We start from the raw sequence: 24,414 nt of genomic DNA, 5'->3' as shown, positions 1-24,414 counted from the left end.
TCCTGATTCATCACCTTTTGGCGGTGTGAGTGGCCCGAAAGCCAATATGTGCAAGAATCAGGCCATGGCCCATCGTGTCGCGGTCGTCGCGCTGAACAACTTCGCCCCGCTCGACCTCGGTGTGCCCGGCCAGGTCTTCCACTCCGCCGAGACACCGGACGGCGAGAAGCTCTACGAGGTCGTGACCTGCTCGCCCGACCGCGAGCCGGTCCGCTGCACGGCCGGCTACACCGTGCTGCCCGGCGCGGAGGTCGACGTGCTCGACACGGCCGACACGGTGCTGGTCCCCGGCATCCACGCGGGCCGGGCGATGAAGGACGGCACGATCACCGCCTCCCTGCGCGCCGCGCTGCAGGACCGGCCGCGCGTCATGTCGATCTGCACGGGCGCGTTCGTGCTGGCCGCGGCGGGCCTGCTGGACGGCCGTCCGGCCACCACGCACTGGCGGGAGGCGGCCCGGTTCGCCGCCCTGTTCCCGCGGGTCGAGCTGGACCCCGACGTGTTGTTCGTGGACGACGGCGACGTGCTGACCTCGGCCGGCGTCGCGGCGGGCCTGGACCTGTGCCTGCACGTGATCAAGCGCGACCACGGCGCCGAGGTGGCCAACCGGGCCGCCCGCCGCTGCGTGATGCCGCCCTGGCGGGACGGCGGCCAGGCGCAGTACATCGAGCGCCCGCTGCCGGACGACGTCGCCGGCGGCACCGCCGCCACCCGGGACTGGATGCTGGCCCACCTGGAGGCCCCGCTCGACCTGGCCGTACTGGCCGCCCACGCCAGGATGAGCGTCCGCACGTTCACCAGGCGCTTTCGCGAGGAGACCGGGATGAGCCCGGCCAAATGGCTGTCCGGTCACCGCGTACGCCACGCCAGGCGCCTGCTGGAGACGACCGACCTGGGCGTCGAGGAGGTGGCCAGGCGTTCCGGCTTCGGCACGGCCGTCTCGCTGCGCCAGCACCTGCACGCGGCCGTCGGCGTCGCGCCGCTGGCCTACCGGCACACCTTCCGCCGCGCCTGACCCCCCGGGCCGCCCGGCCGGCTCACTCGAACAGGTCGGGCTGCTCGCGCACGATCTGGTCGTGCAGCGGCTGGTAGTTGATCCAGCCGACCAGGTCGTTGCCGATCTGCTGGTGGGTGAGCGCGGCGTTGTCGGGCTCGATGGGCACGACCTGACCGGCGGCCTTGGCGAGGAGCTGGACCTGCGCCGAACGTTCCATGGTGATGAACCACCAGGCGGCCGCGTCGACGGTGTCGCCGACGGTCAGCAGGCCGTGGTTGCGCAGCACGGCGGCCTTGTTGCCGCCCAGGGCGGCGGCGATGCGCTTGCCCTCCTCCAGGTCGGTGACGACGCCCGTGTAGTCGTCGAACAGCGCGTTGTCCTGGTAGAAGGCGCAGGAGTCCTGGGTGATCGGCTCGATGATCTGGCCGAGCGCCGACAGGGCACGGCCGTGGACCGAGTGGCTGTGGGCGGCCGCGACCACGCCGGGGCGGGCCTGGTGCACCTGGGAGTGGATGGCGAAGGCCGCCTCGTTGACGTGGTAGCGGCCCTCGACGACCTTGCCCTCGTGGTTGACGAGGATGAGGTCGCTGACCCTGACGTGCTTGAACGACATGCCGAACGGGTTGACCCAGAAGTGGTCGCTCAGCTCGGGGTCGCGGGCGGTGATGTGACCGGCCACGCCCTCCTCGAACCCGAACCTGCCGAAGATGCGCAGCGCCGCGGCGAGCCGTTCCTTGCGGTGCCGCCGTTCCTCCTCGACGGTCTCGAACGTCGGCGGCAGGCGGAAGATGAGGTTGTCCGGCATGGCTCTCCCCAGGTCCAGAATGATGTTCTGACCGCAGACTAACGCTTGAACGGCACCCCCGCCGTCCTCGACCTGGCCAGGATCACCAGCGCCTCGCCGAGCAGGCCGACGCCGATCGACAACGGGATCGAGCGGACCTCCTCGTGCATGCCCGTCGCGAGCGCCAGCGCGCCCACGCCGAAGCTGATCGCGAACGTCACCACCCACACCACCAGCGTCTTCCAGGTGTAGCGCTGCCAGAGCACGCCGTCCTTGGGGAACACCTGCGTGGTGGCCGCGCGCAGCGCGCCGAAGGCGACGCCGACGAGGGCGGTGACCACCAGCCAGAGGACGTCCAGCGGGGTGGGGCGCAGGTTCAGCAGGCCGTGGAGGCCGATGCCGATCAGGATGACGGGGGGCACGTACACGTCTTTGGCGATGAGCGGCTGGCCCATCATGCGTCTGGCCACGGCGTAGACGACCAGCGCGGCGATTAGTAGCACGTCCATGCTAAATAACGTAGCAGGGGCGTGCTATAAAGGACAACATGCCGAAAGTCGTCGATCCAGAGGCCCGCCGCGACGAGGTGGCCGACGCCGTGTTCCGGGTCGTCCGCCGTGCCGGGTTCGAGCAGGCGTCGCTGCGCAACGTGGCGGAGGAGGCCGGGCTGGCGATCGGCTCGGTGCGCCACTACTTCGCCGGACACACCGAGCTGATGACCTTCGCGATGCGCGCCTCGGTCGAGCGGATCAGCGCGCGCCTGGAGGAACGCGTCGGGCCGCTCCTCGCCGCCCAGGACGGCGGAGAGCGGGCCGAGCGGGTCGAGCTGATGTTGTCGGAGCTGCTGCCGCTGGACGAGCCGCGACTGGAGGAGGCCGCGGTCTGGCTGGCGTTCACGACGGCCGCGCGCACCCGTCCCGAGCTGCGGCCTCAGGCTCAGGAGGCGTACGACGGCATGCGCCGGCTGGTCGGCCGGATCATCGCGGGCATCGCCGCGCACGGCCGCCTGGGCGCCGACGTCGAGGTGGAGACCGAACGCCTGTGCGCGCTGATCGACGGGCTCACCGTCGAGGGCGTGCTGCATCCCGAGCGGATGACGCCCGGCCTGATGCGCCGCTGCCTCCGCCGCCACCTCGCCACCCTGATCGAACCCGGCCGCTGACCCCTCCCGTCTAACGGCAGCGGCGGCGAGCAGGCGTTAGATTGGAGGCATGTCCACCTTCCTGACCATGGAGTTCGCCGGCACGGTCGGAGCCGACCGTGCCGGGCCCTACGACCTGCTGCGCGACGCGGCCACGACGACCGAGTGGGTGCGCGGGCACGCGGCCGACCTGGGCGTGGCGCCCGACTTCACCGCCTCGGAGGAACTGCGCGAGCAGACCGTACGGCTGCGCCAGGCCGTACGGGCCCTGCTGGCCAGGGCGATCGCCCCGGCCCCGCCGAGCGGCGCGGACGCGGCGGACCTGCCCGGCTTCGCCGAGTCGCTGACCCTGGTGAACGCGACCGCGCTGGCCGCCCCCACGGCCCCGCAACTGACCTGGACCGGCGAGCCCGCGCTGACCACCGTCCCCGCCGTGAAGGCGAGCACGTCCGCGCGCCTGCGGGGCAGGCTCGCCACCGCCGCCGTGGTTTTCCTGGCCGGCCCCGGCCGCACCCTGCTGCGCACCTGCGGCGCCCCGCGCTGCGTGCTCTATTTCGTCAAGGAGCACCCGCGCCAGGAGTGGTGCTCGCCGGCCTGCGGCAACCGCGCGCGGGCGGCCCGGCACTACCGGGAGCACAAGAAATAGCCCCATCTAACGCCAAAGACCGATTTTTGCCGTTATATTGTCTTCTAACGGCTGATCGGTCGTGCAACCATTAGATGAGGAGAGTCGTATGTCCTTCCGCCCCGGGCACGTCGGGCTCAACGTCACCGACCTCGACAGGTCGAAGGAGTTCTACAGCCGCGTCTTCGGCTTCACCGTCTCGCACGAGTCGCAGGAGGACGGCCGCCGCTTCGCCCTCCTCACCCAGGACGGAGACCTGGTGGTCACGCTCTGGCAGCAGAGTGAGAACCGCTTCTCCACCGCGCTGCCCGGCCTGCACCACCTGTCCTACGGGGTCGCGGACGCCGACGCGCTGAGCAGGGCCGAACAGGTCGTCAAGGAGATCGGCGCCACCGTGCACCACGGCGGGGTGGTCCCGCACGGCGAGGGCGCCTCCTACGGTGGCCTGTACTTCGAGGACCCCGACGGCATCCGGCTGGAGATCTACGCGCCGGGCGCCGCCGGCGACCGTCCCGCCCCCACTCCCGGCGCTCCGACCTGCGGGTTCTTCTAAATGAGGCATCCAGGGGAGATCGCCGTCCAGGCCCGGGCGGGGGTTCGGGAGCCGGGCGCGTTCGGCAGCTCGCGCACCCGTCCGGAGATTCCCGAGGTGGCCGCCGCGTTCCTGGGCGAGCAGCGTCTGCTGGTGGCGGGCGCGGCCGACGACCTCGGTCAGGTGTGGGCGGACGTGCTGACCGGCCCGCGCGGCTTCGCGACCGCCGCCGACGACCGCACGATCACGGTCCGGGCCCTGCCCGCCGCGCCCCTGCGCGACCTGTTCACCGCGGAACGCGACCTCGGGCTGCTGGCCATCGAGCCGCACACCCGCCGCCGGATGCGCGTGAACGGCACCGCCGTACGGGCGGGCGACAGCCTGGTGATCTGGACCGAGCAGGTGTACGCCAACTGCCCCAAGCACATCCAGACCCGCGAGCCCACCGCCCCGCCCGGCATCCCTGCGGTCGCGGGCGACGGGACGGCGTTCACGCCGCGCCACGTGGAGTGGATCGAGAGCGCCGACACGTTCTTCATCGCCACCCGCGCCGAGGGCCTGGGGGCCGACGTCTCGCACCGGGGCGGAAACCCCGGGTTCGTCCGGGTGACCGGGCCGGCGTCGCTGGAGTTCCCGGACTATCCCGGCAACTCGATGTTCATGACGCTCGGCAACCTGGAGCTGGACCCGGCCGCCGGGCTGCTGTTCGTCGACTGGGCCCGGGGCCAGACCCTCCACCTGACCGGGCGGGCCGAGGTGGACTGGAGCGGGGAGGGGCGCGTCGTCCGGTTCGGGCTGACGGCGTACACGCACATGGAGGGCACGGTCGGCGCGGGCTGGACGCCGCCCGGCCTCCACCGCTTCAACCCGCCCGTCACCCGCTGACGGCGGGAGCACACGGGCTCAGAGATCCTCGGGCATCGTGGTCATGCTGTTCAGCAGCGGGACGAGCTGCTCCTCCTCATAGTCGAGGTGGGCCTCCAACTCGGCGGACAGCCGGTCGAGCTCGTCGGCGGCGTCCGCGTCCGCGCCGGCCAGGTCGCGGACGCGGCCGCTGATCCGGGCCACCACGCGGTGCTCCGCTCCCAGTCTGGCCAGGACTTCGGCCAGCTCGGGATGCCCGGCGGCCAGGTGCGGGAACAACACGGCGTCCTCGCCCTCGTGGTGGGCGTGGAGGGCGTCGCAGAAGGCCAGGCAGTGCGTACGCAGGTCGGCCCCGTGACCACCCGCCCTGATCCGGGCCAGCTCCTGACGGAAACCGGCGTGCAGTTTCACCAGTTCGTCGCCCCAGGCCACCACGCGCTGCTCCGCGGTCATGCCCACTCCCCCCTCGCCCGGTGGACGGTCGAGAACACGGCCGCCAGCAGGGCGGCCACGGCGGCGACGCCGAAGCTCCAGCCGGCGCCCCCGGAGGACAGCACGGCCGCCCCCACGGCTCCGGCCAGGCTGCTGCCCACGACTCTGACCAGCGCGTTCACGCCTCCGGCCGCCGCGGTCTTGGCGGGTTCGACGTGTTCGACGGCCATCGTGCCGAGCGCGGCGTACCCGAGGCCGACGCCGACGCCCAGGACGGCGGCGGCCCCGTACAGGTCGGCGCCGCTGTCGCGGGAGATCACCAGCCACACGGTGGCGGCGGTGACCAGCGCGGACCCGGCGGAGACCAGCGCCGAGGCGGAGAGGCGCCGCATCAGCGGGCCGGCCAGCACCGACACCGCGAGCATCAGGACCGTCGTCGGCAGCAGGTAGAGCCCGACCTGGAGCACCGAGGCCCCGAGGGCGCCCTGCGCGACCGCCGAGAGCGTGGTGATGGCCGCGAACAGCGCGAACCCGATCAGGAACGAGGCCACCGTGGCCCCGATCGTGCCCCGGTGCAGCAACATGGGGATCTCGATCAGCGGCGAGGCGCTGCGCCGGGCCGTGACCACCCAGGCCACCGCCAGCACGACGCCCGCCGCGAGCAACCCGGACGTCCGCGGCGAGGTCCAGCCCCACGCGGCGCCCTTGCTGATCGCGAGCAGCAGGCAGACCAGCCATCCGGAGACCAGCGCGGCCCCCACCAGGTCCGGCCGGCCCGCCGCCCCGGCCGGGGTCACCTCCCGCACCAGGGCCGCCACCAGGGTGAAGCTCACCGCGCCCAGCGCCGCCAGGATCCAGAACATCGAGTGGTAGTCGCCGTCCACCAGCCCGGCGAGGATCATGCCGCCGCCGCTGCCCACGCCGATGGTCGCGCTGAGCACGCCGATCGCCGTGGGCAGCCGGTGGGCGGGGACCGCCTGCCTGACCAGCCCCATGGCCAGCGGGAGCAGCGCGGCGGACACGCCCTGCAACACCCGGCCCGCGATGACCGCGCCGAGCGTGCCGGACAGGGCGGCGACCGCCGCGCCGGCCACGAGCAGGCCGAGCGCGGACAGGTCGACGGTACGGCGGCCGTACATGTCGCCGAGCCGCGACAGCAGCGGGATCGCGACCGCGCCCGACAGCAGACCGGCGGTGAGGGTCCAGGAGACGGACGTGGCAGGCGCCCCCAACTGCCGCTGGAGCAGCGGGAGCATCGGGACGACGACCGTCATCTGGAGGGATCCGACGGCGACGGCGAACGCCAAAACCACCACCGCCGTCCAGGGAGATGTCTTTTTATACATGTATAGAAAGTAACATGGCGGCATGCCGGCACGCACTGGAAGACCACCCCGGATCTCGCGGGCGGACATCGTGGCAGCGGCGCACCAGGTCATCGAGGCCGACGGCGTCGGCGGGCTGACCATGCGCAGGCTGGCCAAGGAGGTCGGCAGCACGCCGATGGCGCTCTACCACCACGTCCGCGACAAGGAGGAGCTCCTGCTGCTCCTGCTCGACGAGTACGCGGCCGGGATCCCACGCCCCGACCTGCCCCCCGACCCGCGCGAACGGGTCGTCACCGTGGCCCTGGCCATGCGCGACGCGGTGTCCGGCTGCCCCTGGGCGGTGGACGTGCTGCGCGCCGACGACCTGCTCGCGGTCGGCGCGCTGTGGTACCCGGAGAAGATCATCGACGCGGTCGTCGAGGCGGGCGTGCCGATCGAGCGGGCCGTGCACGTCTACCGGATCATCTGGCACTACACGGCGGGCGAGATCGCCGTACGGGCGGCGGCCGGGCGGCGGCGCGAGGAGGACCGGCCGACCTACCGCGCGCAGGTCTTCGCCGGTCTCGACCCGGCCACCCTGCCCCGCCTGGCCGAACTGGGCGGCCGCTGGGCCGAGCTCACCGCCGAGGACACCTACGAGCCGGGACTGCGCGCCCTGGTCCACGGCCTGCTGCCCTGACCCGGACACCGGGCCCGCAGACCTCGGGTACGGCGGTCAGCCGGCGAAGGTACGGCGGTAGGCGGACGGCGAGGTGCGCATGGCCCTCGCGAAGTGGTGCCGGAACGTCACCGGGCTCTCGAACCCGACCGCCGCCCCGATCTCCTCGACCGGCGCCGTCGTCGATTCCAGCATCGGCAGGCTCGCCGCCACCCGCTGCGAGATCACCCACCGCAGCGGGCTGGTCCCGGTCTGCCGCTTGAAATGCCTGATGAACGAGCGTTGTGACAGGTTCGCCACCTTGGCGAGGTCGGCCACGCTGATCGGCCCGGCCAGGTGCGCCAGCGCCCACGCCATCGCCCTGGCCACGGCGTCGTCGTCCTCCACGGGCGTGACGGCCGCCTGGATGAACTGGGCCTGGCCGCCCTCCCGGTGCGGCGGGATGACCAGGCGTCGGGCGACCTCGTTGGCCACGTTCGGGCCGTGGTCGTTGCGTACCAGGTGGACGAGCAGGTCGAGGCCGGCCGCGCTGCCCGCGCTGGTCAGCACGTCGCCGCCGTCCACGTACAGGACCGAGGGGTTGACCCGGACGGCGGGGAAGCGGCGCTGGAGCAGGTCGGCGTACTTCCAGTGAGTGGTGGCCTCGCGGCCGTCGAGGAGACCTGCGGCGGCCAGCGCGAACGCGCCGGAGCAGATCGACACGATCCGGGCGCCCCGCTCGTGGGCCAGGCGCAGTGCCCCGACCAGCGCGCCGGACACCTCACCGCACACGTCGGCGACGCCGGGCACGATCACCGTGCCGGCCCCGGCCACGACGTCGAGCCCGTGCTCGGCCCGCATGGTGAACCCGCCGACCACGCGCAGCGGCTCGGACGTCTCGGCGCACACCTTGAGGTCGTACCAGGGGACGTCCAGCTCGGGCCGGGGCAGCCCGAAGAACTCCACCACGCAGCCCAGCTCGAACGGCGCCATACCGTCGAAGGCCAGCACGGCGACCGTCGGCAGGCGGCCAGGAACCGGAAGCGGACGCGACGACGGGCAGCCGTGAGACGTGAGCGGCACAAATGCATATTAACCGCCTATATCCGGCGCGAGCAGGTTAGCGCCCTCCTCCCTGCGGCAGGAGTGATATATGCATATTTCGGGGGTGGAGACCGTTTTCCCCGGTCACCGCTACGAGCAGGCGGAGATCACGGAGGCGTTCTCCCGTCTGACGGACTGCGACGAGGAGTTGCTGCGGCACTTCCACGCCGCCACCGGCGTCGTGGGCCGCAACCTCGCGCTGCCCCTGGACGGCTACTCCAAGCTCGACTCCTTCGGCCGCGCCAACGCCATGTTCATCGAGATCGCCCTCGACCTGGGCGAACAGGCGGTCAGAGGCGCCCTCGAAAAGGCCGACGTGTCCCCGGAGAAGGTCGACCACCTGCTGTTCTGCTCGACCACGGGCCTGGCCACGCCCTCGCTCGACGCCAGGCTGGCCCAGCGGCTCGGGCTGCGCGGCGACGTCAAGCGGGTGCCGGTGTTCGGCCTCGGCTGCGCGGCCGGGGCCTCGGGCCTGGCCCGCCTGCACGACTACCTGCGCGGCTGGCCCGACCACGCCGCCGTGCTGGTCTGCGTGGAGTTGTGCTCGCTGACCATCCAGCGCGACGACACCTCGATCGCGAACCTGGTCGCCAGCGGCCTGTTCGGGGACGGCGCGGCGGCCGTCGTGGGCACCGGACGCGGCAGGGGCCCCGAGGTCGTCGCCACCCGCAGCAGGCTCTATCCCGACACCGAGCACCTGATGGGCTGGGAGGTGAGCGACCACGGCTTCCGCATCGTGCTCGACGCCGACCTCACCGACTTCGTGAACCAGGTGCTGGCGGACGACATCAGAACCTTCCTGGCCGACTACGGCCTGACCCCCGAGGAGGTGCCCACCTGGATCTGCCACCCCGGCGGCCCCAAGGTCATCGACACGATCACGCAGAGCCTCGACCTGGACCCCAAGGCCCTGGAGGTGACGTGGCGGTCGCTGCGCACGTACGGCAACCTGTCGTCGGTCTCGGTCCTCCACGTGCTCCAGGAGACGCGGGGGCATCCCGGCATGCCCGCCGTGCTGATCGCGCTCGGCCCCGGTTTCTCCGCCGAGTTGCTCCTGCTGCACTGGTGAGGCGAGCCGCTCACTGGTGAGGCGAGTCGCTCCTGCCGCACCGGTGATCCACCACGTTCTGCAAGGACGCGCCGCTGTTCACGGCGGAGGCCAACGAGCACGCGCGGGAGCTGACCAGACCGTGGCAGCAGCGGCCGAACCGGCTGGAGGCCCTGTGCCACCTCTACATCTGGTACAAGGTGGGACGCTGGCAGGCCGGCGCGCGGGCGGGCGCGCTGCGGCGCGGCGACCCGGTGCGCCCCTTCCTGGACAACCGGGTGGTACGGGCGGCGCTGGGCCTGGCCCCCCGCCCACCTGCCGAAACGCGGCGCAGCAGCGCCTTGTCGCCGAGGTCATGCCCTCGCAGGTGCGCAGCGTCTTCCACGCCCGGCTCAGCGGGTGCTCCACCAGCACGGCGTCCTTCTCGGCCGTCTGCGGCGGGGCGATGACCGTGTGCTCCACCTTGAGCCGGGCCGCGATCTCCCTGGCGATGATCACGTCCGGGTGGCTGTCCAGGCCGTTCGTCGTCACGCGGAAGGGCACCCGCGCCGCGTGCAGCAGCGCGGCCAGGATCCGGGTGTCGCGCCCGCCGGTCAACGCCAGGTTCACCGGCTCGTCCAGGTCTCGCAGCGGCGCGACGTTGGCCAGCAGCGCGTTCGCCGGCTCGCCGATGGCCGCGCGCTTGGCGCGTCCGGTGGCGGGCGCCGGCGCGGCCTCGGGCAGCGGCGTCCCGGTGATCGTCCGTACACCGTCCCGTACGGTGATCCGCGAGCTGGGCCGCAGCGCCGAGACCCCCTTGTACGGCGTCTCGTCCGACAGGAAGAACCCCTGCCTGACCATCGTCTGGAGCGCGAGCAGGTCGTGGTCGACGCGGTCCACCGGCTGGGCCACGAGATGCACGAGCAGGGCCCGGCTGCCGACCACGTACAGGTCGGGGGTCTCGGCGTGGAACACCGGGCCGACCCGGTTGATCGCGGTGCTCCGACAGCAGCGGGGGGCGGCGGGTGTCGTCGGGCTCGTTCGTCCAGGCGAACAGGGAGACGCCGCGCCCGTGCCACTCGCGGCCGCGGATGACGTCAGGGGCACGGGGAAGGCGATTTCGATAACGGAACGGACCTTGTCCAGGACACGGACAGGGACGTCCTGCCGCTTGGCGGCCACACCGAGATAGACGCGCACGGCATCCGTGCCTATCTCATTCGTACCAATTGTCACAACTGATCACGTGACGATCGCGGTTTGTGCTCGCTTGAGTCTCCGGCCCGGCCACCCGCGTACTGACCTTCGTCATAGGACGCGGAGGTGGTTGCGATGAGATTTCGTCCCTTAGCCATCAGTGTCGGACTCGCCGCGTTGCTCGGACTCGCCGCATGTGGCGGCTCCGGCGGATCGACGAGTGGCAGCGCCGCGCGGGCCCCCGCGTCCGACCAGCAGCGGCGGCTCGCGCCGAGCGCGTCGGCGGCCGGCCCCGAGCAAGCCGAACAGGACACGACCACGGCGCAGATCTCCACCTTCGCCCTGGACGTGGACACCGCCTCGTACGGCTACGCCCGCCGTACGCTCCAGGAGGGACGCTGGCCCGCGCCCGGCGAGATCCGCCCGGAGGAATGGGTCAACGCCTTCAGGCAGGACTACGAGCAGCCCTCCGACGACGGCTTCACCGTGCACGTCGACGGCGCGCGACTGCCCGCACGCGACGAGGCCGTGCTCCGCGTGGGCCTGCAGACCCGCGCCTCCGACTCGGCCGCCCGCCGCCCGGCGAACCTCACGTTCGTGGTCGACGTCTCCGGCTCGATGGCCGAGGCCGGGCGCCTCGACCTGGTCAAGTCGGCCCTGCACAAGCTGCTCGACCAGCTCGCGCCCGGCGACCAGGTGTCGCTCGTGTCGTTCAGCGACGAGGCCAAGCTGCTGGCCTCGATGACGCCGCTCACCGCGCGTACCCAGTTGCACGCCGCGGTGGACGAGCTGGAGACCTCCGGCGGCACGAACCTGGAGAGCGGCATGCTGGCCGGCTACCGGGAGGCGTCGGGGGCGTTCCGCCCCGCCGCCACCAACCGTGTCGTCCTGCTCTCCGACGGCCTGGCCAACCAGGGCGCGACGGAGTGGCAGACCATCGTGGACCAGGTCAAGGAGTACGCGGGCAAGCAGGTCACGCTGCTCACCGTCGGCGTCGGCCGCGACTACGGCGACGAACTGATGGAGCAGCTCGCCGACAACGGCGACGGCATGGCCGTCTACGTGGACTCCGAGCAGGAGGCCGAGAAGGTCTTCACCACCCAGCTCCCCGCCACCATCGAGGTACGCGCGCGCGACGCCAAGGCGCAGGTCGTGTTCAACCCGTCGGTCGTGGAGAGCTACCAGCTCATCGGGTACGACAACCGCGTGATGTCGGCCGAGGAGTTCCGCGACGACAGCCGCGACGGCGGCGAGATCGGCCCCGGCCACTCGGTCACCGCCCTGTACGCCCTCCACCTCAAGCCGGGCGCCCGCGGCCAGCTCGCCCAGGCGACCGTACGCTGGCAGGACCCCGACACCCGCGAGGCCGCCGAATCCGGCAAGTCCCTCCAGACCGGCGACCTGAACGCCTCGATCTGGGACAAGACGCCGGTACGCCTTCAGGTGGACGTGGTCGTCGCGGCGTTCGCGGTCTACCTGCGGGACAGGAAGGCGTTCGGGCTGGACCTGCCGGCGCTGCGCGAGCACGCCGCGCGGCTGGCCGGGGCCTCGGAGGACCCGATGGTCACCGAGCTGACCACCCTCATCGACAAGGCCCGCTCAGTCGGCTGACCCGCCCCTTCCCTGGGCCGGGCCCAAGCTCAGGCGAGGCCCGGGATCGGGCAGGGCCTGGGATCGGGCAGGGCCTGGGATCGGGCAGGGCCTGGGATCGGGCAGGGCCTGGGATCGGGCAGGGCCTGGGATCGGGCAGGGCCTGGGATCGGGCAGGGCCTGGGCTCAGGCGGGGTCGGCGGGCCGCTCGGGGCCCAGCCGGGGGGAGACGAAGCCCTGGTGGGGCGAGCGCGAGACGGGCAGCGAGCCCGCGTACAGCTCCCCCACCATGGGCATCGGCTCCGGATGGCAGAACACCGACGAGCCGGTGCGCAGGATGGCCGGGCTGTTCATCATCAGCGGCAACTCGGCCAGCAGGAAGGGCAGCGCGTTCGCGGCCTGCTCGGGGGTGAGCTCCTGGCCGCCGACGATCGGCAACACCGCCGCCACGCACCGCTCACGGAACGCCGGATCCCGCGCGACCAGCCGCTCCAGCTCCCGCCGGGACCGCCGGTAGGGCCGGTTGCCCGCCAGCTCGTTCCAGTCGAAGACGGTGGCGTTGGCCGCGTCCATGCCGTCGAGCACCCGGATCACCCGGTTGCGCGTGTTGTTGGCCGCCGACCTGGCCTTGATCAGCGCCGCGCCGGACGGGAGGCCGCGCGCGATCAACGTACCGGCCAGCTCGACGCCCGGCACGAGCACGTGAACACCGGTGAACGTGCGGGTGGCCCACTCCAGGAGGCTGCGGATGGCACGAAGGGTGAAGAACCCGTTGAACGCGCTCACCCCGACGACGGCATGCTCACGAGTGGCGAGGATCTTCGCGCACCGCGCGGTCAAGGGGACGGCCTGCACGCTTGACATGGCACGGAGAGTAGCAAGATTTGACTGTACGTATGCCTGGTACGCGCATGTGTTTCGCGGGTCCCGAAGTCCGATACACTTGTGATCGCAGCAAGGGGCTATGGCGCAGTTGGTAGCGCGCCTCCATGGCATGGAGGAGGTCTGGGGTTCGAATCCCCATAGCTCCACCCCTTTCCCACCGCCCGATCCGGGCGGTCACTCGCCCAGCTCTTCGGGCACAATTCCTCTCTTCTGAAGCGAGCCACGCCTCGCCATCTGCGGCAATCCGCGCACCCCAAACGCAGCCCCGGCCCCCTCACACCTCGAACCCGCCCTGTTGCCGAGGCGGAAAAGCGGGCGCGGACCGTGCGCTGGGCGAGCGCGGACGGTACGGCGCGGACGCGAGCCGTACAAGGCGCGAAGCCCAGACACGAGCCCCTGCCCAGACGCGAAAGCCCGGCCGGGGCCGTACGAGGCGCAGAAGGCCCCGCGCAACCCGTACCAGACACGGAAGCCGTAACCGAAGCACAGATGGCCCCCGCGAGCTGCTCCCCCGGCGCGGAAGCCCGGCGCGGGGCGTACCGGGCGCGGATGGCACCGCGCGCCACCTACGCCTGCCCCCGGTGCGAGGCGTGTCAGGCGCGGCGAGTGGGTGGTGGTGCTGGTGGGATCGGGGTTAGGGGAGGGTGTGGTCGAGGGTGTAGGAGTGGGTGCCGTCTGCGGCGATGGTGATGGTCATGTGGCCGCGGAGGCCGGTGAGCTCGCCGGTTGCCGAGTCGGGGACGACCGTGATGGTGAGCGATTGCCGGCCGCGGTCGCTCACCGCGTGGTGCGCCACGACGAAGCTGCCCTTGCGGCCCTCCAGGGTGCCTTCGATGCGTTCGAGCGCCACGTACACCCGTGACTCCTCGACCGGGGTCGAGGCCACCATCAGGTTCACGACGCTGGTCCCGGTCAGGTCGCCGTGGAAGGTCTTGGTCATGCTGACGAGCCCGAGCGTGATGCCGTCGCGCTCGTCGAAGGGCGGCTTGGCGTCCCAGCCGGCGGTGTCGAAGGTTCCCTTTGCGGTCATGGGAGTCATCTTGCCGGGTGTACCTGTCAGCTTCCGTCAGGTACCGGCCAGGCGTTCGATGACCGGGGCGAAGGCGTCCATGAACTGGGCGTTCACCGACACGTACGAGACCCCGAGCCGCTCCCTGCGCCGCCGGAGGGTCTCGGCCATCTGGTCGGGGGTGCCGGTGAGCAGGCCGGTGGCGTCGGGGCCGAGCGGGCCGAACCGGCTGGTCAGCCAGGCCGGCGGCTCGCCTCCCACGGCCATCAGGTTCATGCCGATCTCCAGGTCGTGGAATCGGTCACCGGCCAGCTCATACAGCTCGTCGAGACGGACGGCGACCTGGTCCTCGGTGTGCTGCGGCGGCAGGCCGAGCGCCACCGTACCGGCCTTGCGGGCGGCCAGCCCGAGCACGCGGGTGCCCGAGGCTGCGACCAGGATCGGCACCTCCTTCACCGTGTCCCGGACCGCGTCGATGGTCCTGGCCAGGCGGTCCACGCGCTCGCGGGGCGTGCCGAACGGCACGCCGAGCGCCGCCGCGTCCTGCTCGGCGCCGGGCCGGCCGGCGCCGAGGCCCAGCTCGAAGCGGCCGCCGATCTGGGTGTGCAGGGTGGCGGTCTCCCAGGCGACGGTCTCGGGCGTCCGGTACGGAACGCTGACCACGAACGTGCCGACCCGCAACGTCGTGGTGACGGCGGCGGCCGCGGCCGCGGCGGCGAACGGCGACAACGTCCCGAGCGTGTCGGGGACGAGCAGGGTGGAGTAGCCCAGGCTCTCGACCCTGCGGGCCAGGCCGGTCCAGGCCTCGGCGGTCTGCGCTTGGCCGGCGACGGCTCCGAATCTGAACGGGTGATCGGTCATGCGTTCCACGATGGCGTGCGGACCCGGCCGGCACATCGTCCGCCGGACCGGTGGCCCCCTACGCCGCCGGGCGCAAGCCCGGCGCGGGCCGCTACTCCCCCAGCAGTAGCCGGACGAAGTCGTTGGCGAACTTGCCCGCCGGGTCCATCCGCCGTACCAGCTCGCGGAAGTCGCCGGGGCAGTCCGGGCGGCGGGTGAACAGCTTGCCCCAGTGCGGCCGCGGGTCGAAGGGGGCCAGTGTCCGTTCGACCAGGTCGAGTGCGGGGAGCACGGCGGCCACGTCCCTGATCCAGGTGAAGTGCACGCCGACGCTGTCGCGGTCGCGGAACGGGCTGAGCCACAGGTCGTCGGCGGCGATCGTCCGCACCTCCGAGACGTGCAGCGCGGGCCGTAGGCGGTCGCCGACGGCGTACAGCTCGCGCAGGGCCGCGACCGCGTGCGCGCGGGGCAGCAGGAACTCCGACTGGAGTTCGTCGCCCGCGCCGCTCGGCGGCGCGTCGGCGCGGAAGTGCGGCAGGCGTTCGTGCCAGGGCCCCGGCACGCCGAGCTGCGTGGTGCAGGCGCCGGCGGGCATCCCGGCCAGCGGGTGCTGTGGCGCGGTGGCGGGACGGGTGCCGTGCCAGGAGTCGTCCGTGAACTCCTCGCGGCGCTTGAGCCAGACGCGGGTGTCGCGCCAGTCGGTGAACAGGCTCATGCTGTAGCCGTTCGCCATGATGTCGTCGAAGCCGTCCAGCGCGTCGGGCGTCAGGCCCTCGCGGACGTACTGGCGCAGCTCGAAGGCCGGTACGAGGTCCAGCGTCAGCGCGGTGACGACGCCGAGCGCGCCCAGCGAGACGACCGCGCCGGCGAAACCGTCGTCCCCGCGGGACAACGACGACACCGAGCCGTCGGCGGTGACCAGCTCCAGCCCGGACACGGCGGCGGCCAGGCAGCGGTTGGCGTCGCCGGAGCCGTGCGTGCCGGTCGCGACCGAGCCGCCGACCGAGATGTGCGGGAGCGAGGCCATGTTCTCCAGCGCGAACCCGGCCGCGTGCACCGCCTCGGCCAGCCGGGCGTACGTGGTGCCCGCGCCGACCCGTACCCGGCGGGCCGCGCTGTCGATCTCGATCGTCTCGGGCATGCGATCGAGCACGACGAGGTCGCCGGTGGTGTCGGCGACGTCGTTGAAGGAGTGGCCGCTGCCCAGGGCCCGGATCCGGTCACCGGCGGCGACCAGGCCGCGCAGCTCGTCCAGGGAGACGGGATGATGGACGGCTCTGGCCCGGAAGGCGGTGTTGCCCGCCCAGTTGGTCAACGTCACGGCTTTCACCCTAATCAGTGGCCATCCCTTGCCAGCTCTCCCGCCCGTCACTACGTTCGGGGCCGTGCTGTATCTGTCCGAGGCCATGGGTCTGGCCACGCTCGTGTTGTGGCTCTACTGCCTCTTCGACGTGATCACCACGCCGGACGCGGTCTGCAGGAACCTGCCCAAGATCGTATGGGTGCTCGTCGTCCTGCTGTTCCCGCTGATCGGCTCGGTCGTCTGGCTGCTGGCCGGACGCCCCGAGCGCGCGCCGCAGGCGGCCTCGCGGCCCAGCCCGTTCCCCGAGTACGACCGCCCCGGGCGCTTCGCCGCCACCAACCCCGACGACGACGAGGAGTTCCTGCGCCGCTGCCGCGAACGTGCCGAGGAGCAGCGCAGGAACGCCCCGAAGAAGCCGCCGGAGGACTAGAAACCCTGGGCCAGGCGGTAGTACGCCTGGTTCCAGCGCATCTCCTTGACGAACCGGTCCGTCGTGGTGTCCTTGTCGATCATCAGCAGCTCCACGCCGAGCATGTCGGCCAGCTCGGCCAGCTCCTCGCGCCCGACGGCGGTGGACAACACGGTGTGGTGCGGCGCCCCGGCGGTCAGCCACGACTCGGTCGAGGTGCGCAGGTTCGGCCGCGGCGACCAGACGGCACGGGCCACGGGCAGCGCGGGCAGCGGCTCCGGCGGCGCGACGACGTCGATCTCGTTGGCCACCAGGCGGAACCTGTCGCCCATGTCGGCCAGGCCGACGACGATGCCGGGGCCGGGGGCGGCGTCGAACACCAGCCGTACCGGGTCCTCACGGCCGCCGATGCCCAGCGGGTGGATCTCGCACGACGGCGTCCCGGCGGCGATGGACGGGCACACCTCCAGCATGTGCGCGCCGAGGATCAGCTCGTTGCCGGGCGTCAGGTCGTAGGTGTAGTCCTCCATGAACGACGTGCCGCCGGGCGTCATCGCCTTGAGGGTGCGCAGCAGGACCGAGGTCTTCCAGTCGCCCTCGCCGCCGAAGCCGTAGCCGTCGGCCATCAGGCGCTGGACGGCCAGGCCGGGGAGCTGGCGCAGGCCGCCGAGGTCCTCGAAGTTCGTGGTGAAGGCGCGGAATCCGCCGCGCTCCAGGAAGCCGCGCAGGCCGATCTCGATCCTGGCGGCGTACCGCAGCGACTCGTTGCGCTCGCCGAGCAGCTCGGGGGCCACCCGGTACAGCTCGGCGTACTCCTTGACCAGGGCGGAGACGTCGGCGTCGGAGGCCGCGTCCACGGCTTCGACCAGGTCGTTGACGCCGTAGGTGTTGACCGAGACGCCGAAGCGGAGCTGCGCCTCGACCTTGTCGCCCTCGGTCACGGCGACGTCGCGCATGTTGTCGCCGAAGCGGGCCAGCCTGAGCGCCCGCACCTCGGCCACGCCCCTGGCCGCGCGCGCCCACGCCTCGATGCGCGCGCCGACGGCCGGGTCGCTGACGTGCCCGGCGACGGTCTTGCGCGGTACGCCGAGCCGGGTCTGCACGAACCCGAACTCGCGGTCGCCGTGCGCGGCCTGGTTGAGGTTCATGAAGTCCATGTCGATGGAGCTCCACGGCAACTGGACGTTGGCCTGCGTGTGCAGGTGCAGCAGCGGCTTGCGCAGCGCGTCGAGACCGGCGATCCACATCTTGGCCGGGGAGAAGGTGTGCATCCAGGCGATGACGCCGGCGCACTCGTCGTCCGCGTTGGCCTCCAGCATCACGCGCCTGATCGCCGCGGCGTCGGTCAGCACGGGCTGCCACCGTACGGGCACGGGAAGCTGCTCGGCGATGCGCCGCGACTGCTCGGCGACCTGGCGCAGGGTGTCCCCGCCGTACAGTCCCTGGCTGCCGGTCAGAAACCAGATGTTCAACGGGGGCTCCTCTGTCCGTAGACGTTCTGATAGCGGTCGTACAGGCGGTCGATGTGGTCCGGGCCGATGGGCAGCGGCGTGCCGAGCTGCCGGGCCACGTGGACGGTACGGGCCACGTCCTCGCACATCACGGCGGCCTTGACGGCGGCCTTCGGGTCCTTGCCGATGGTGAAGACGCCGTGGTTCCGCATGAGGACGGCCGGCGAGCGGTGGCCCTTGAGCGTCTCCACGACGCCCTGCCCGATGGAGTCGTCGCCGATCAGCGCGAACGGTCCGACCGGGATCTCGCCGCCGAACTCGTCGGCCATCGCGGTCAGCACGCACGGGATGGCCTCGCCGCGCGCGGCCCACGCCGAGGCGTAGGTGGAGTGCGTGTGGACGACGCCGCCCACCTCGGGCATGTCGCGGTAGACGTAGGCGTGCGCGGCGGTGTCGCTGGAGGGGGCGTGGGCGCCCTCGACGAGGTTGCCGTCGAGGTCGCAGACGACCATGTTCTCGGGGGTCAGCTCGTCGTAGGAGATCCCGGACGGCTTGATGACGAACAGGTCCTCGCCCGGGATCCGGCCCGAGACGTTGCCCGCGGTCCAGACGACCAGGCCGTAGTTCACCAGCTCGGCATGCAGCCCGGCGACGGTCGCTCTCATTGCCTCGTGGTTCACTTGGCGGCCTCGTTCCTGATCGCGCGGAGGGTGTGCAGCATGCGCCCGTCACCGAAGTGGTCGTGCAGCTCGCGGTACTGGGCGTACAGGCGGTCGTAGGCGTCGGCGCGCGCCTGGTCGGGCACGTACGCGGCCCGCGTGCGCTTGCCCATCGCCGCGGCGGCCTCGCCGATGCCCGGGTAGGCGCCGGCGGCGACGGCCGCGCGCAGCGCCGCGCCGAGCGCGGGGCCCTGGTCGGAGCCGATGACCGACAGCGGGCGGCGCAGTACGTCGGCGTAGACCTGCATGAGGAAGCGGTTCTTCAGCAGTCCCCCGGCGACCACGAACTCCTCGACGGGCACACCGGACCGCTCGAACGTCTCGACGATCATGCGGGCGCCGTACGCGGTGGACTCGATGAGGGCGCGGTAGACGTCCTCGGGCCGGGTGGCGAGGGTCTGGCCGACGATCACGCCGGACAGGTCGTGGTCCACGAGCACCGAACGGTTGCCGCCGAACCAGTCGAGCGCGACCAGCCCGTGCGCGCCGACGGCCTGCCGCTCGGCCAGTTCGGTCAGGCGTTCGTGGCCGTCGGCGCCGAAGTTGTCGACGTACCAGGCGAAGATGTCGCCGACCGCGGACTGCCCGGCCTCGTAGCCCCACAGGCCGGGCACGATGCCGTCCCGTACGACGCCGCACATGCCGGGCACCTCGGCCAGCCGATCGCTGGGCATGATGTGGCAGGTGGACGTGCCCATGATGGCCACCATCTGACCGGGCCGTACGGCGTCCGCGGCGGCGGCGGTGACGTGCGCGTCCACGTTGCCGACGGCGACGGCGACGCCCTCGGGCAGGCCGGTCCAGGCGGCGGCCCGCCCGGTCAGCCGGCCGGCGAGCCCGCCGAGGGGGGCCAGGGTGGTGCCGTTGACGTCGTCGCCGACCACACCGGTGGCAAGTTTGCCGACAAAGCCGGAAAAATCGGGGTTCAGGGCGGTCAGGAAGTATTCGGAGGGATAGCTCCCGTCCTGGAAGACGCCTTTGTAACCGGCCGTGCAGATGTTGCGGCTCTCGACGCCGGAGAGCTGCCAGACGATCCAGTCGGCGGCCTCGATCCAGCGTTCGGCCCTGGCGTACACCTCGGGAGCCTCCTCCAGGACCTGGAGGGCCTTGGCGAACTCCCACTCGGAGGAGATCTTGCCGCCGTAGCGCGGCAGCCAGCTCTCGCCCCGGCGCGCGGCCAGCTCGTTGATCCGGTCGGCGTGCGGCTGGGCGGCGTGGTGCTTCCACAACTTCGGCCAGGCGTGCGGCTGCTCGGGCGTCTCAAAGCACAAGGGCGTGCCGTCGGCCGCCGTGGGCAGCACGGTGCAGGCGGTGAAGTCGGCGCCGACGCCGATCACGTCCTCGGGGGCGACCCCGGCGGCGGCAAGGGCCCCGGGCACGGCCAGGCGCAGCACGTCCAGCCAGTCCCGCGGTGACTGCAACGCCCAGTCGGGGCCGAGCCGCACGTCCGTGCCGGGGAGCGTGTGCTCGATGACGCGCTCGGCGTACTCGTGGACGGCGCTGCCCAGCTCGGCGCCGTCGGCCACGCGGACGACGACCGCGCGCCCCGACAGCGTGCCGAAGTCCACTCCGACCACGTACTTGTTAGCGTTCACATTGCTCTCCAGGAAATTGTCTGTTCGCCCGCCGTCTATCGGCCCGGCGCGGTGCTGGACCTGACGACGAGGCTGGGCGGCACCACCAGGCGCTCGTACGCCGCGGGCCCGGCGTCGATCTGCCGCAGCAGCACCTCGATGCAGTGACGGCCCACCACGTCGAAATCCTGCCTGACCGTGGTGAGCGGCGGGGAGAAGAACTCGGACTCGGGGATGTCGTCGAAGCCCACGACGCTGATCCGGCCGGGCACGGGCACCCCGGCCTCGCTCAGCGCGCGCAGCACGCCGAGGGCCATCTGGTCGTTGGCCGCGAACACCGCCGTGACCCCGTCCATCCCGGCCAGGACCTTGCCGGCCGCGTACCCCGCGCGCGGGCTCCAGTCGCCGGCCAGCGGCTCGGGCACCGGGCGGCCGGCCTCCTCCAGCGCCGACCGCCAGCCCTCGATCCGGCCCTCGGTCTCCAGCCAGTCGGCCGGCCCGGTGACGTGCCAGACCGTCTCGTGGCCCAGGTCGAGCAGGTGCCGGGTGGCGAGCCTGGCGCCCTCGACCTGGTCGATGCAGACCGCGGAGACGTCGGCGCCGTGCGCGCCCTCCACGACCACCGCGGGCACCCCGACCGGCAGGCTCTCCAGGGCGGAGGCGGCCGAGCGCTGCGGCGCGACCACCACCACCCCGTCCACGCTCTGCTCGGCCAGGTAGTCGAGGGCGTCGCGCACGCTGTCCGCGTCGATCGACTTCAGGCTGACGATGCTGACGAAGTAGCCCGCGGTCCTGGCCGCCTGCTCGATGCCGTAGACCATGCTGGCCGGGCCGTACAGGGTGGTGTCGAAGCTCACCACGCCGAGCGTGCGCGACCGCTGGGTGACCAGCGCGCGGGCCACCAGGTTGCGCCGGTAGCCCAGCCGGGTGATCGCCGCCTCCACCCGGGCGCGGGTGCCGGCCCGGACGTTCGGGTGGTCGTTGAGCACCCGCGAGACCGTCTGGTGCGACACGCCGGCCTCCTTGGCCACGTCGGCCATGACCGGCGGGCGCCGCCTGGGGCTCGGTACCACGGGTTCTCCTTTCGCGGGGCTGCCGGGATATGCGGCGATCAGCGGGAGGCGCCGGCCCGGCGCTTGGTCCACACGTCGAACGCGACGGCGGCCAGCAGGACGGCGCCCTTGACGAGCATCACCCGCTCGCTGGGCGAACCGATGAGCGACATGCCGTTGTTGATCACAGCCATGATCAGGCCGCCGGTGATCGCGCCGACGACCTTGCCGACGCCGCCCTGCACGGCCGCGCCGCCGATGAAGGCCGCCGCGATGGCGTCCAGCTCGAAGCTGTTGCCGGCGGTCGGGCCGGCCTGGTTGAGCCGGCCCGCGAAGATGATGCCGGCGACGGCCGACAGGACGCCCATGTTCACGAAGATCCAGAACACCACCGACTTGACCTTGACGCCGGACATGACCGCCGCCTGGAGGTTGCCGCCGAGGGCGTAGATCTGCCGGCCGAAGACCGTACGGTTGGCCATCAGCGAGTACGCCAGCACGAGCACGGCCAGCAGCACCAGCACCCACGGCAGGTTCTTGAACCGGGCGAGCTGCACGACCAGGAACAGGATCAGCGCGGCGCCGGCCGCCATCTTCAGCGCGAACACGGCCATCGGGTCGACCGACTGGCCGTAACCCTTGCGGGCGTTGCGGGTGCGCCACTGCGCGGCGACCATGCCGCCGATCGCGACCAGGCCGATGAGCAGGCTGAACAGGTCGGCGCCGCCCAGCGGGCCGAGGCCGACGTTGCCGAGGTAGCCGTCGGTGAAACCGTTGGCCAGCGTACGGACCTGGTCGGGGAACGGGCCGATGCCCTGGTTGCCCAGCACGGTCATGGTGAGCGCGCGGAACAGCAGCATGCCGGCCAGCGTGACGATGAAGGCCGGGATGCCGAAGTAGGCGATCCAGTACCCCTGCCAGGCCCCGATCAGCGCGCCGGCGGCGATCGTGATCAGCAGGGCCAGCGGCCACGGCATGCCCATGTTCACCATGAGCACGGCCGCCAGCGCCCCGGTGACCGCCACCACCGAGCCGACCGACAGGTCGATGTGCCCGGCGATGATGATCAGGATCATCCCGATCGCCAGGATCAGGACGTAGGAGTTCTGGACGATGATGTTGGAGATGTTCTGCGGCTGGAGCAACGCGCCGTCGGTGAGCACCGAGAACAGCACGATGATCAGCGCGAAGGCGATGTAGATGCCGCTCGAACGCAGGTTCAGGGACAGGCCGCCCAGCGACACCCGGCCGGGCCGCCGCGGCGCTCCCCCGTCACTTCCGGCGGCGCTGCCGCCGACCTGCACGTCGGCGGGCGTGATGCTGCTCATCGGAGCTACTCCTGTCCCTTGGTCATGAGGTGCATGAGGCTTTCCTGGGTGGCCTCCTGGCGGGGAACCTCGCCGGTGATGCGACCTTCGGAGAGTGTGTAGATGCGGTCGCACAGGCCGAGCAGCTCGGGCAACTCACTGGAGATCACCAGCACCGCCTTGCCCTGGTCGGCCAGGCGGTTGATGATCGTGTAGATCTCGTACTTGGCGCCGACGTCGATGCCGCGGGTGGGCTCGTCGAGGATCAGCACGTCAGGCTGGGTCAGGATCCACTTGGAGAGCACGACCTTCTGCTGGTTGCCGCCGCTCAGCTTGCCGACGACGCTGTTGACGCTGGGCGCCTTGATGTTCATGCTCCGGTGGAACTCCTCGGCGACCTTGTACTCCTCGTTCTCGTTCACCCAGCCGCGCCGGGACAGGCCCTTGAGCCCGGCGGCGCTGATGTTGCGCTTGATGTCCTCGATGAGGTTGAGGCCGTACCGCTTGCGGTCCTCGGTGGCGTAGGCCAGGCCGTGGTTGATCGCGTCCTGGACGTTCCGGATCTCGATCGGCTTGCCGTCCTTGAAGACCTTGCCGGAGATGTGCACGCCGTACGTGCGGCCGAACAGGCTCATCGCCAGCTCGGTGCGCCCGGCGCCCATCAGCCCGGCCAGGCCGACGATCTCACCCCTGCGCAACGTGAGGGAGGCGCCGTCCACGACCTTGCGGCCGGGCTGGCTCGGGCTGTGGACCGTCCAGTCCTCGATGCGCAGGACCTCCTCGCCGACCGTCGGCTCGTGCGGCGGGAAGCGGTTGTCCAGCGCGCGGCCGACCATCCCGGAGATGATCCGGTCCTCGGTGACGTGGTCGGCGGCCATGTCGAGGGTCTCGATCGTGCGGCCGTCGCGGATGATCGTGACGGAGTCGGCGATCGCGGTCACCTCGTTGAGCTTGTGGGAGATGATCACGCAGGTGATGCCCTCGTCCCGCAGCCCGCGCAGCAGGTCGAGCAGGTGGGCCGAGTCGTCGTCGTTGAGCGCGGCGGTGGGCTCGTCGAGGATCAGCAGCCGCACCTCCTTCGACAGCGCCTTGGCGATCTCGACGAGCTGCTGCTTGCCGACGCCGATGTCGGAGACCGTGGTGGTGGGGTTCTCCGCCAGGCCGACGCGCCGCATCAGCTCGGCGGCCTCGAAGTTGGTGCGGTTCCAGTCGATGAAGCCGCGCCTGGCGCGCTCGTTGCCGAGGAAGATGTTCTCGGCGATCGACAGCTGCGGGCTGAGCGCCAGCTCCTGGTGGATGATGACGATCCCGGCGTGCTCGCTGTCGCGGATGCCGGAGAACTCGCAGCGCCTGCCCTCGAAGGTGATCTCGCCCTCGTAGTCGCCGTGCGGGTAGACCCCGGACAACACCTTCATCAGGGTCGACTTGCCGGCGCCGTTCTCGCCGCAGACGGCGTGGATCTCGCCGCGCCGGACGGCCAGGTTGACGTCCTGCAGCGCCTTGACGCCGGGGAACGTCTTGGTGATCCCGCTCATCCGCAAGATGTGCTCGGTCATATGCCCCTCGCTCAGGTCAGGGAAGGTGCCCCCGGGGGACGGGCGTCCCCC

Annotated in this window: 25 protein-coding genes and 1 tRNA gene; 10 read left to right on the top strand and 16 right to left on the bottom strand. The window is 71.7% G+C overall.

Features of this window, described 5'->3' with window-relative positions; genetic code table 11:
- The first annotated feature begins 64 nt into the window (after window positions 1-64).
- Window positions 65-1,015, top strand: coding sequence for a GlxA family transcriptional regulator (locus DMB42_RS31085; protein ID WP_260478052.1), 951 nt, complete (start codon window positions 65-67; stop codon window positions 1,013-1,015).
- 22 nt (window positions 1,016-1,037) lie between these two features.
- Here the strand turns inward: DMB42_RS31085 and DMB42_RS31080 are convergent, their stop codons facing one another.
- Complete coding sequence (locus tag DMB42_RS31080; protein ID WP_125639547.1) at window positions 1,038-1,802, bottom strand: class II aldolase/adducin family protein; 765 nt, start codon at window positions 1,800-1,802, stop codon at window positions 1,038-1,040.
- A 38-nt stretch (window positions 1,803-1,840) separates the two neighbouring features.
- On the bottom strand, window positions 1,841-2,290 hold the full coding sequence (locus tag DMB42_RS31075) for a DUF1453 domain-containing protein (RefSeq protein ID WP_125639544.1): 450 nt from the start codon (window positions 2,288-2,290) through the stop codon (window positions 1,841-1,843).
- 38 nt (window positions 2,291-2,328) lie between these two features.
- On the opposite strand from DMB42_RS31075, the gene DMB42_RS31070 reads away from it, so the two are divergent.
- The 4 genes from DMB42_RS31070 (at window position 2,329) to DMB42_RS31055 (ending at window position 4,964) form a co-directional block, all read left to right on the top strand.
- Window positions 2,329-2,943 (top strand): TetR/AcrR family transcriptional regulator, encoded by a 615-nt coding sequence (locus DMB42_RS31070; protein ID WP_125639542.1) that lies wholly within the window; start codon window positions 2,329-2,331, stop codon window positions 2,941-2,943.
- Between the two features lie 49 nt (window positions 2,944-2,992).
- Complete coding sequence (locus DMB42_RS31065; RefSeq protein ID WP_221762433.1) at window positions 2,993-3,568, top strand: ABATE domain-containing protein; 576 nt, start codon at window positions 2,993-2,995, stop codon at window positions 3,566-3,568.
- Between the two features lie 88 nt (window positions 3,569-3,656).
- Window positions 3,657-4,100, top strand: coding sequence for a VOC family protein (locus DMB42_RS31060; protein ID WP_125639539.1), 444 nt, complete (start codon window positions 3,657-3,659; stop codon window positions 4,098-4,100).
- Window positions 4,101-4,964, top strand: coding sequence for a pyridoxamine 5'-phosphate oxidase family protein (locus DMB42_RS31055; protein ID WP_125639536.1), 864 nt, complete (start codon window positions 4,101-4,103; stop codon window positions 4,962-4,964). It abuts the gene before it with no gap.
- An 18-nt stretch (window positions 4,965-4,982) separates the two neighbouring features.
- On the opposite strand, the gene DMB42_RS31050 is transcribed toward DMB42_RS31055, so the two are convergent.
- Entirely contained in the window at window positions 4,983-5,396 is a 414-nt protein-coding gene (locus DMB42_RS31050; protein WP_125639533.1) for a hemerythrin domain-containing protein, read from the bottom strand.
- Window positions 5,393-6,721, bottom strand: coding sequence for an MFS transporter (locus DMB42_RS31045; protein ID WP_125639530.1), 1,329 nt, complete (start codon window positions 6,719-6,721; stop codon window positions 5,393-5,395). The genes DMB42_RS31050 and DMB42_RS31045 overlap by 4 nt, the downstream gene beginning before the upstream one ends.
- 22 nt (window positions 6,722-6,743) lie before the next feature.
- On the opposite strand from DMB42_RS31045, the gene DMB42_RS31040 reads away from it, so the two are divergent.
- Window positions 6,744-7,382 carry a TetR/AcrR family transcriptional regulator gene (locus tag DMB42_RS31040; RefSeq protein ID WP_125639528.1) on the top strand — a complete coding sequence of 213 codons (639 nt, stop codon included), beginning with the start codon at window positions 6,744-6,746 and terminating at the stop codon, window positions 7,380-7,382.
- Between the two features lie 36 nt (window positions 7,383-7,418).
- Here DMB42_RS31040 and DMB42_RS31035 read toward each other — a convergent pair whose 3' ends face one another.
- A complete protein-coding gene (locus DMB42_RS31035) occupies window positions 7,419-8,366 on the bottom strand; it encodes a helix-turn-helix domain-containing protein (protein ID WP_125640225.1) in 948 nt (315 codons plus the stop codon).
- 127 nt (window positions 8,367-8,493) lie between these two features.
- Here DMB42_RS31035 and DMB42_RS31030 point away from each other — a divergent pair, with 127 nt between their 5' ends.
- Entirely contained in the window at window positions 8,494-9,513 is a 1,020-nt protein-coding gene (locus DMB42_RS31030; RefSeq protein WP_125639525.1) for a type III polyketide synthase, read from the top strand.
- Between the two features lie 78 nt (window positions 9,514-9,591).
- Here the strand turns inward: DMB42_RS31030 and DMB42_RS31020 are convergent, their stop codons facing one another.
- Window positions 9,592-10,446: an asparagine synthase-related protein gene (locus DMB42_RS31020; RefSeq protein WP_185844946.1), complete on the bottom strand. Its 855-nt coding sequence runs from the start codon at window positions 10,444-10,446 to the stop codon at window positions 9,592-9,594.
- Between the two features lie 357 nt (window positions 10,447-10,803).
- Between DMB42_RS31020 and DMB42_RS31015 the strand changes: the two genes are divergently transcribed.
- A complete protein-coding gene (locus DMB42_RS31015; RefSeq protein WP_125639523.1) occupies window positions 10,804-12,279 on the top strand; it encodes a von Willebrand factor type A domain-containing protein in 1,476 nt (491 codons plus the stop codon).
- 165 nt (window positions 12,280-12,444) lie between these two features.
- Here the strand turns inward: DMB42_RS31015 and DMB42_RS31010 are convergent, their stop codons facing one another.
- On the bottom strand, window positions 12,445-13,122 hold the full coding sequence (locus tag DMB42_RS31010; RefSeq protein ID WP_185844945.1) for a tRNA-dependent cyclodipeptide synthase: 678 nt from the start codon (window positions 13,120-13,122) through the stop codon (window positions 12,445-12,447).
- Between the two features lie 94 nt (window positions 13,123-13,216).
- On the opposite strand from DMB42_RS31010, the gene DMB42_RS31005 reads away from it, so the two are divergent.
- A tRNA-Ala gene (locus DMB42_RS31005) sits at window positions 13,217-13,289 on the top strand.
- A gap of 488 nt (window positions 13,290-13,777) precedes the next feature.
- On the opposite strand, the gene DMB42_RS31000 is transcribed toward DMB42_RS31005, so the two are convergent.
- The 3 genes from DMB42_RS31000 to DMB42_RS30990 all read right to left on the bottom strand — a co-directional run bounded on the left by DMB42_RS31000 (window position 13,778) and on the right by DMB42_RS30990 (window position 16,313).
- Complete coding sequence (locus DMB42_RS31000) at window positions 13,778-14,173, bottom strand: DUF3224 domain-containing protein (RefSeq protein ID WP_260478051.1); 396 nt, start codon at window positions 14,171-14,173, stop codon at window positions 13,778-13,780.
- A gap of 36 nt (window positions 14,174-14,209) precedes the next feature.
- Entirely contained in the window at window positions 14,210-15,013 is an 804-nt protein-coding gene (locus DMB42_RS30995; RefSeq protein ID WP_125639498.1) for an LLM class flavin-dependent oxidoreductase, read from the bottom strand.
- A 91-nt stretch (window positions 15,014-15,104) separates the two neighbouring features.
- Window positions 15,105-16,313 carry an FAD-binding protein gene (locus DMB42_RS30990; protein ID WP_312024769.1) on the bottom strand — a complete coding sequence of 403 codons (1,209 nt, stop codon included), beginning with the start codon at window positions 16,311-16,313 and terminating at the stop codon, window positions 15,105-15,107.
- Window positions 16,314-16,377: 64 nt separating this feature from the next.
- On the opposite strand from DMB42_RS30990, the gene DMB42_RS30985 reads away from it, so the two are divergent.
- On the top strand, window positions 16,378-16,725 hold the full coding sequence (locus DMB42_RS30985; RefSeq protein ID WP_221762432.1) for a PLD nuclease N-terminal domain-containing protein: 348 nt from the start codon (window positions 16,378-16,380) through the stop codon (window positions 16,723-16,725).
- On the opposite strand, the gene araA is transcribed toward DMB42_RS30985, so the two are convergent.
- The 6 genes from araA to mmsA all read right to left on the bottom strand — a co-directional run bounded on the left by araA (window position 16,722) and on the right by mmsA (window position 24,363).
- Window positions 16,722-18,176, bottom strand: a complete 1,455-nt coding sequence (gene araA, locus DMB42_RS30980) for an L-arabinose isomerase (protein WP_125639494.1) — start codon at window positions 18,174-18,176, stop codon at window positions 16,722-16,724. The two genes, DMB42_RS30985 and araA, sit on opposite strands and share 4 nt — an antisense overlap.
- Window positions 18,173-18,820 carry an L-ribulose-5-phosphate 4-epimerase gene (locus tag DMB42_RS30975; protein ID WP_185844943.1) on the bottom strand — a complete coding sequence of 216 codons (648 nt, stop codon included), beginning with the start codon at window positions 18,818-18,820 and terminating at the stop codon, window positions 18,173-18,175. Before DMB42_RS30975 ends, araA begins: the two co-directional genes overlap by 4 nt.
- An 11-nt stretch (window positions 18,821-18,831) precedes the next feature.
- The gene (gene araB, locus DMB42_RS30970; protein ID WP_125640219.1) at window positions 18,832-20,451 is read right to left on the bottom strand and encodes a ribulokinase; all 1,620 of its coding nucleotides are present in this window, start codon (window positions 20,449-20,451) and stop codon (window positions 18,832-18,834) included.
- A gap of 53 nt (window positions 20,452-20,504) precedes the next feature.
- On the bottom strand, window positions 20,505-21,488 hold the full coding sequence (locus DMB42_RS30965) for a LacI family DNA-binding transcriptional regulator (protein ID WP_125640216.1): 984 nt from the start codon (window positions 21,486-21,488) through the stop codon (window positions 20,505-20,507).
- Window positions 21,489-21,559: 71 nt separating this feature from the next.
- The gene (gene mmsB, locus DMB42_RS30960; RefSeq protein WP_221762428.1) at window positions 21,560-22,828 is read right to left on the bottom strand and encodes a multiple monosaccharide ABC transporter permease; all 1,269 of its coding nucleotides are present in this window, start codon (window positions 22,826-22,828) and stop codon (window positions 21,560-21,562) included.
- Between the two features lie 5 nt (window positions 22,829-22,833).
- Window positions 22,834-24,363: a multiple monosaccharide ABC transporter ATP-binding protein gene (mmsA, locus tag DMB42_RS30955; protein WP_125639488.1), complete on the bottom strand. Its 1,530-nt coding sequence runs from the start codon at window positions 24,361-24,363 to the stop codon at window positions 22,834-22,836.
- Window positions 24,364-24,414 lie beyond the last annotated feature (51 nt).

This window comes from Nonomuraea sp. WAC 01424 (assembly GCF_003947315.1).
Taxonomy (GTDB): domain Bacteria; phylum Actinomycetota; class Actinomycetes; order Streptosporangiales; family Streptosporangiaceae; genus Nonomuraea; species Nonomuraea spiralis.
This window is presented reverse-complemented; position numbering and strand designations above follow the sequence as displayed.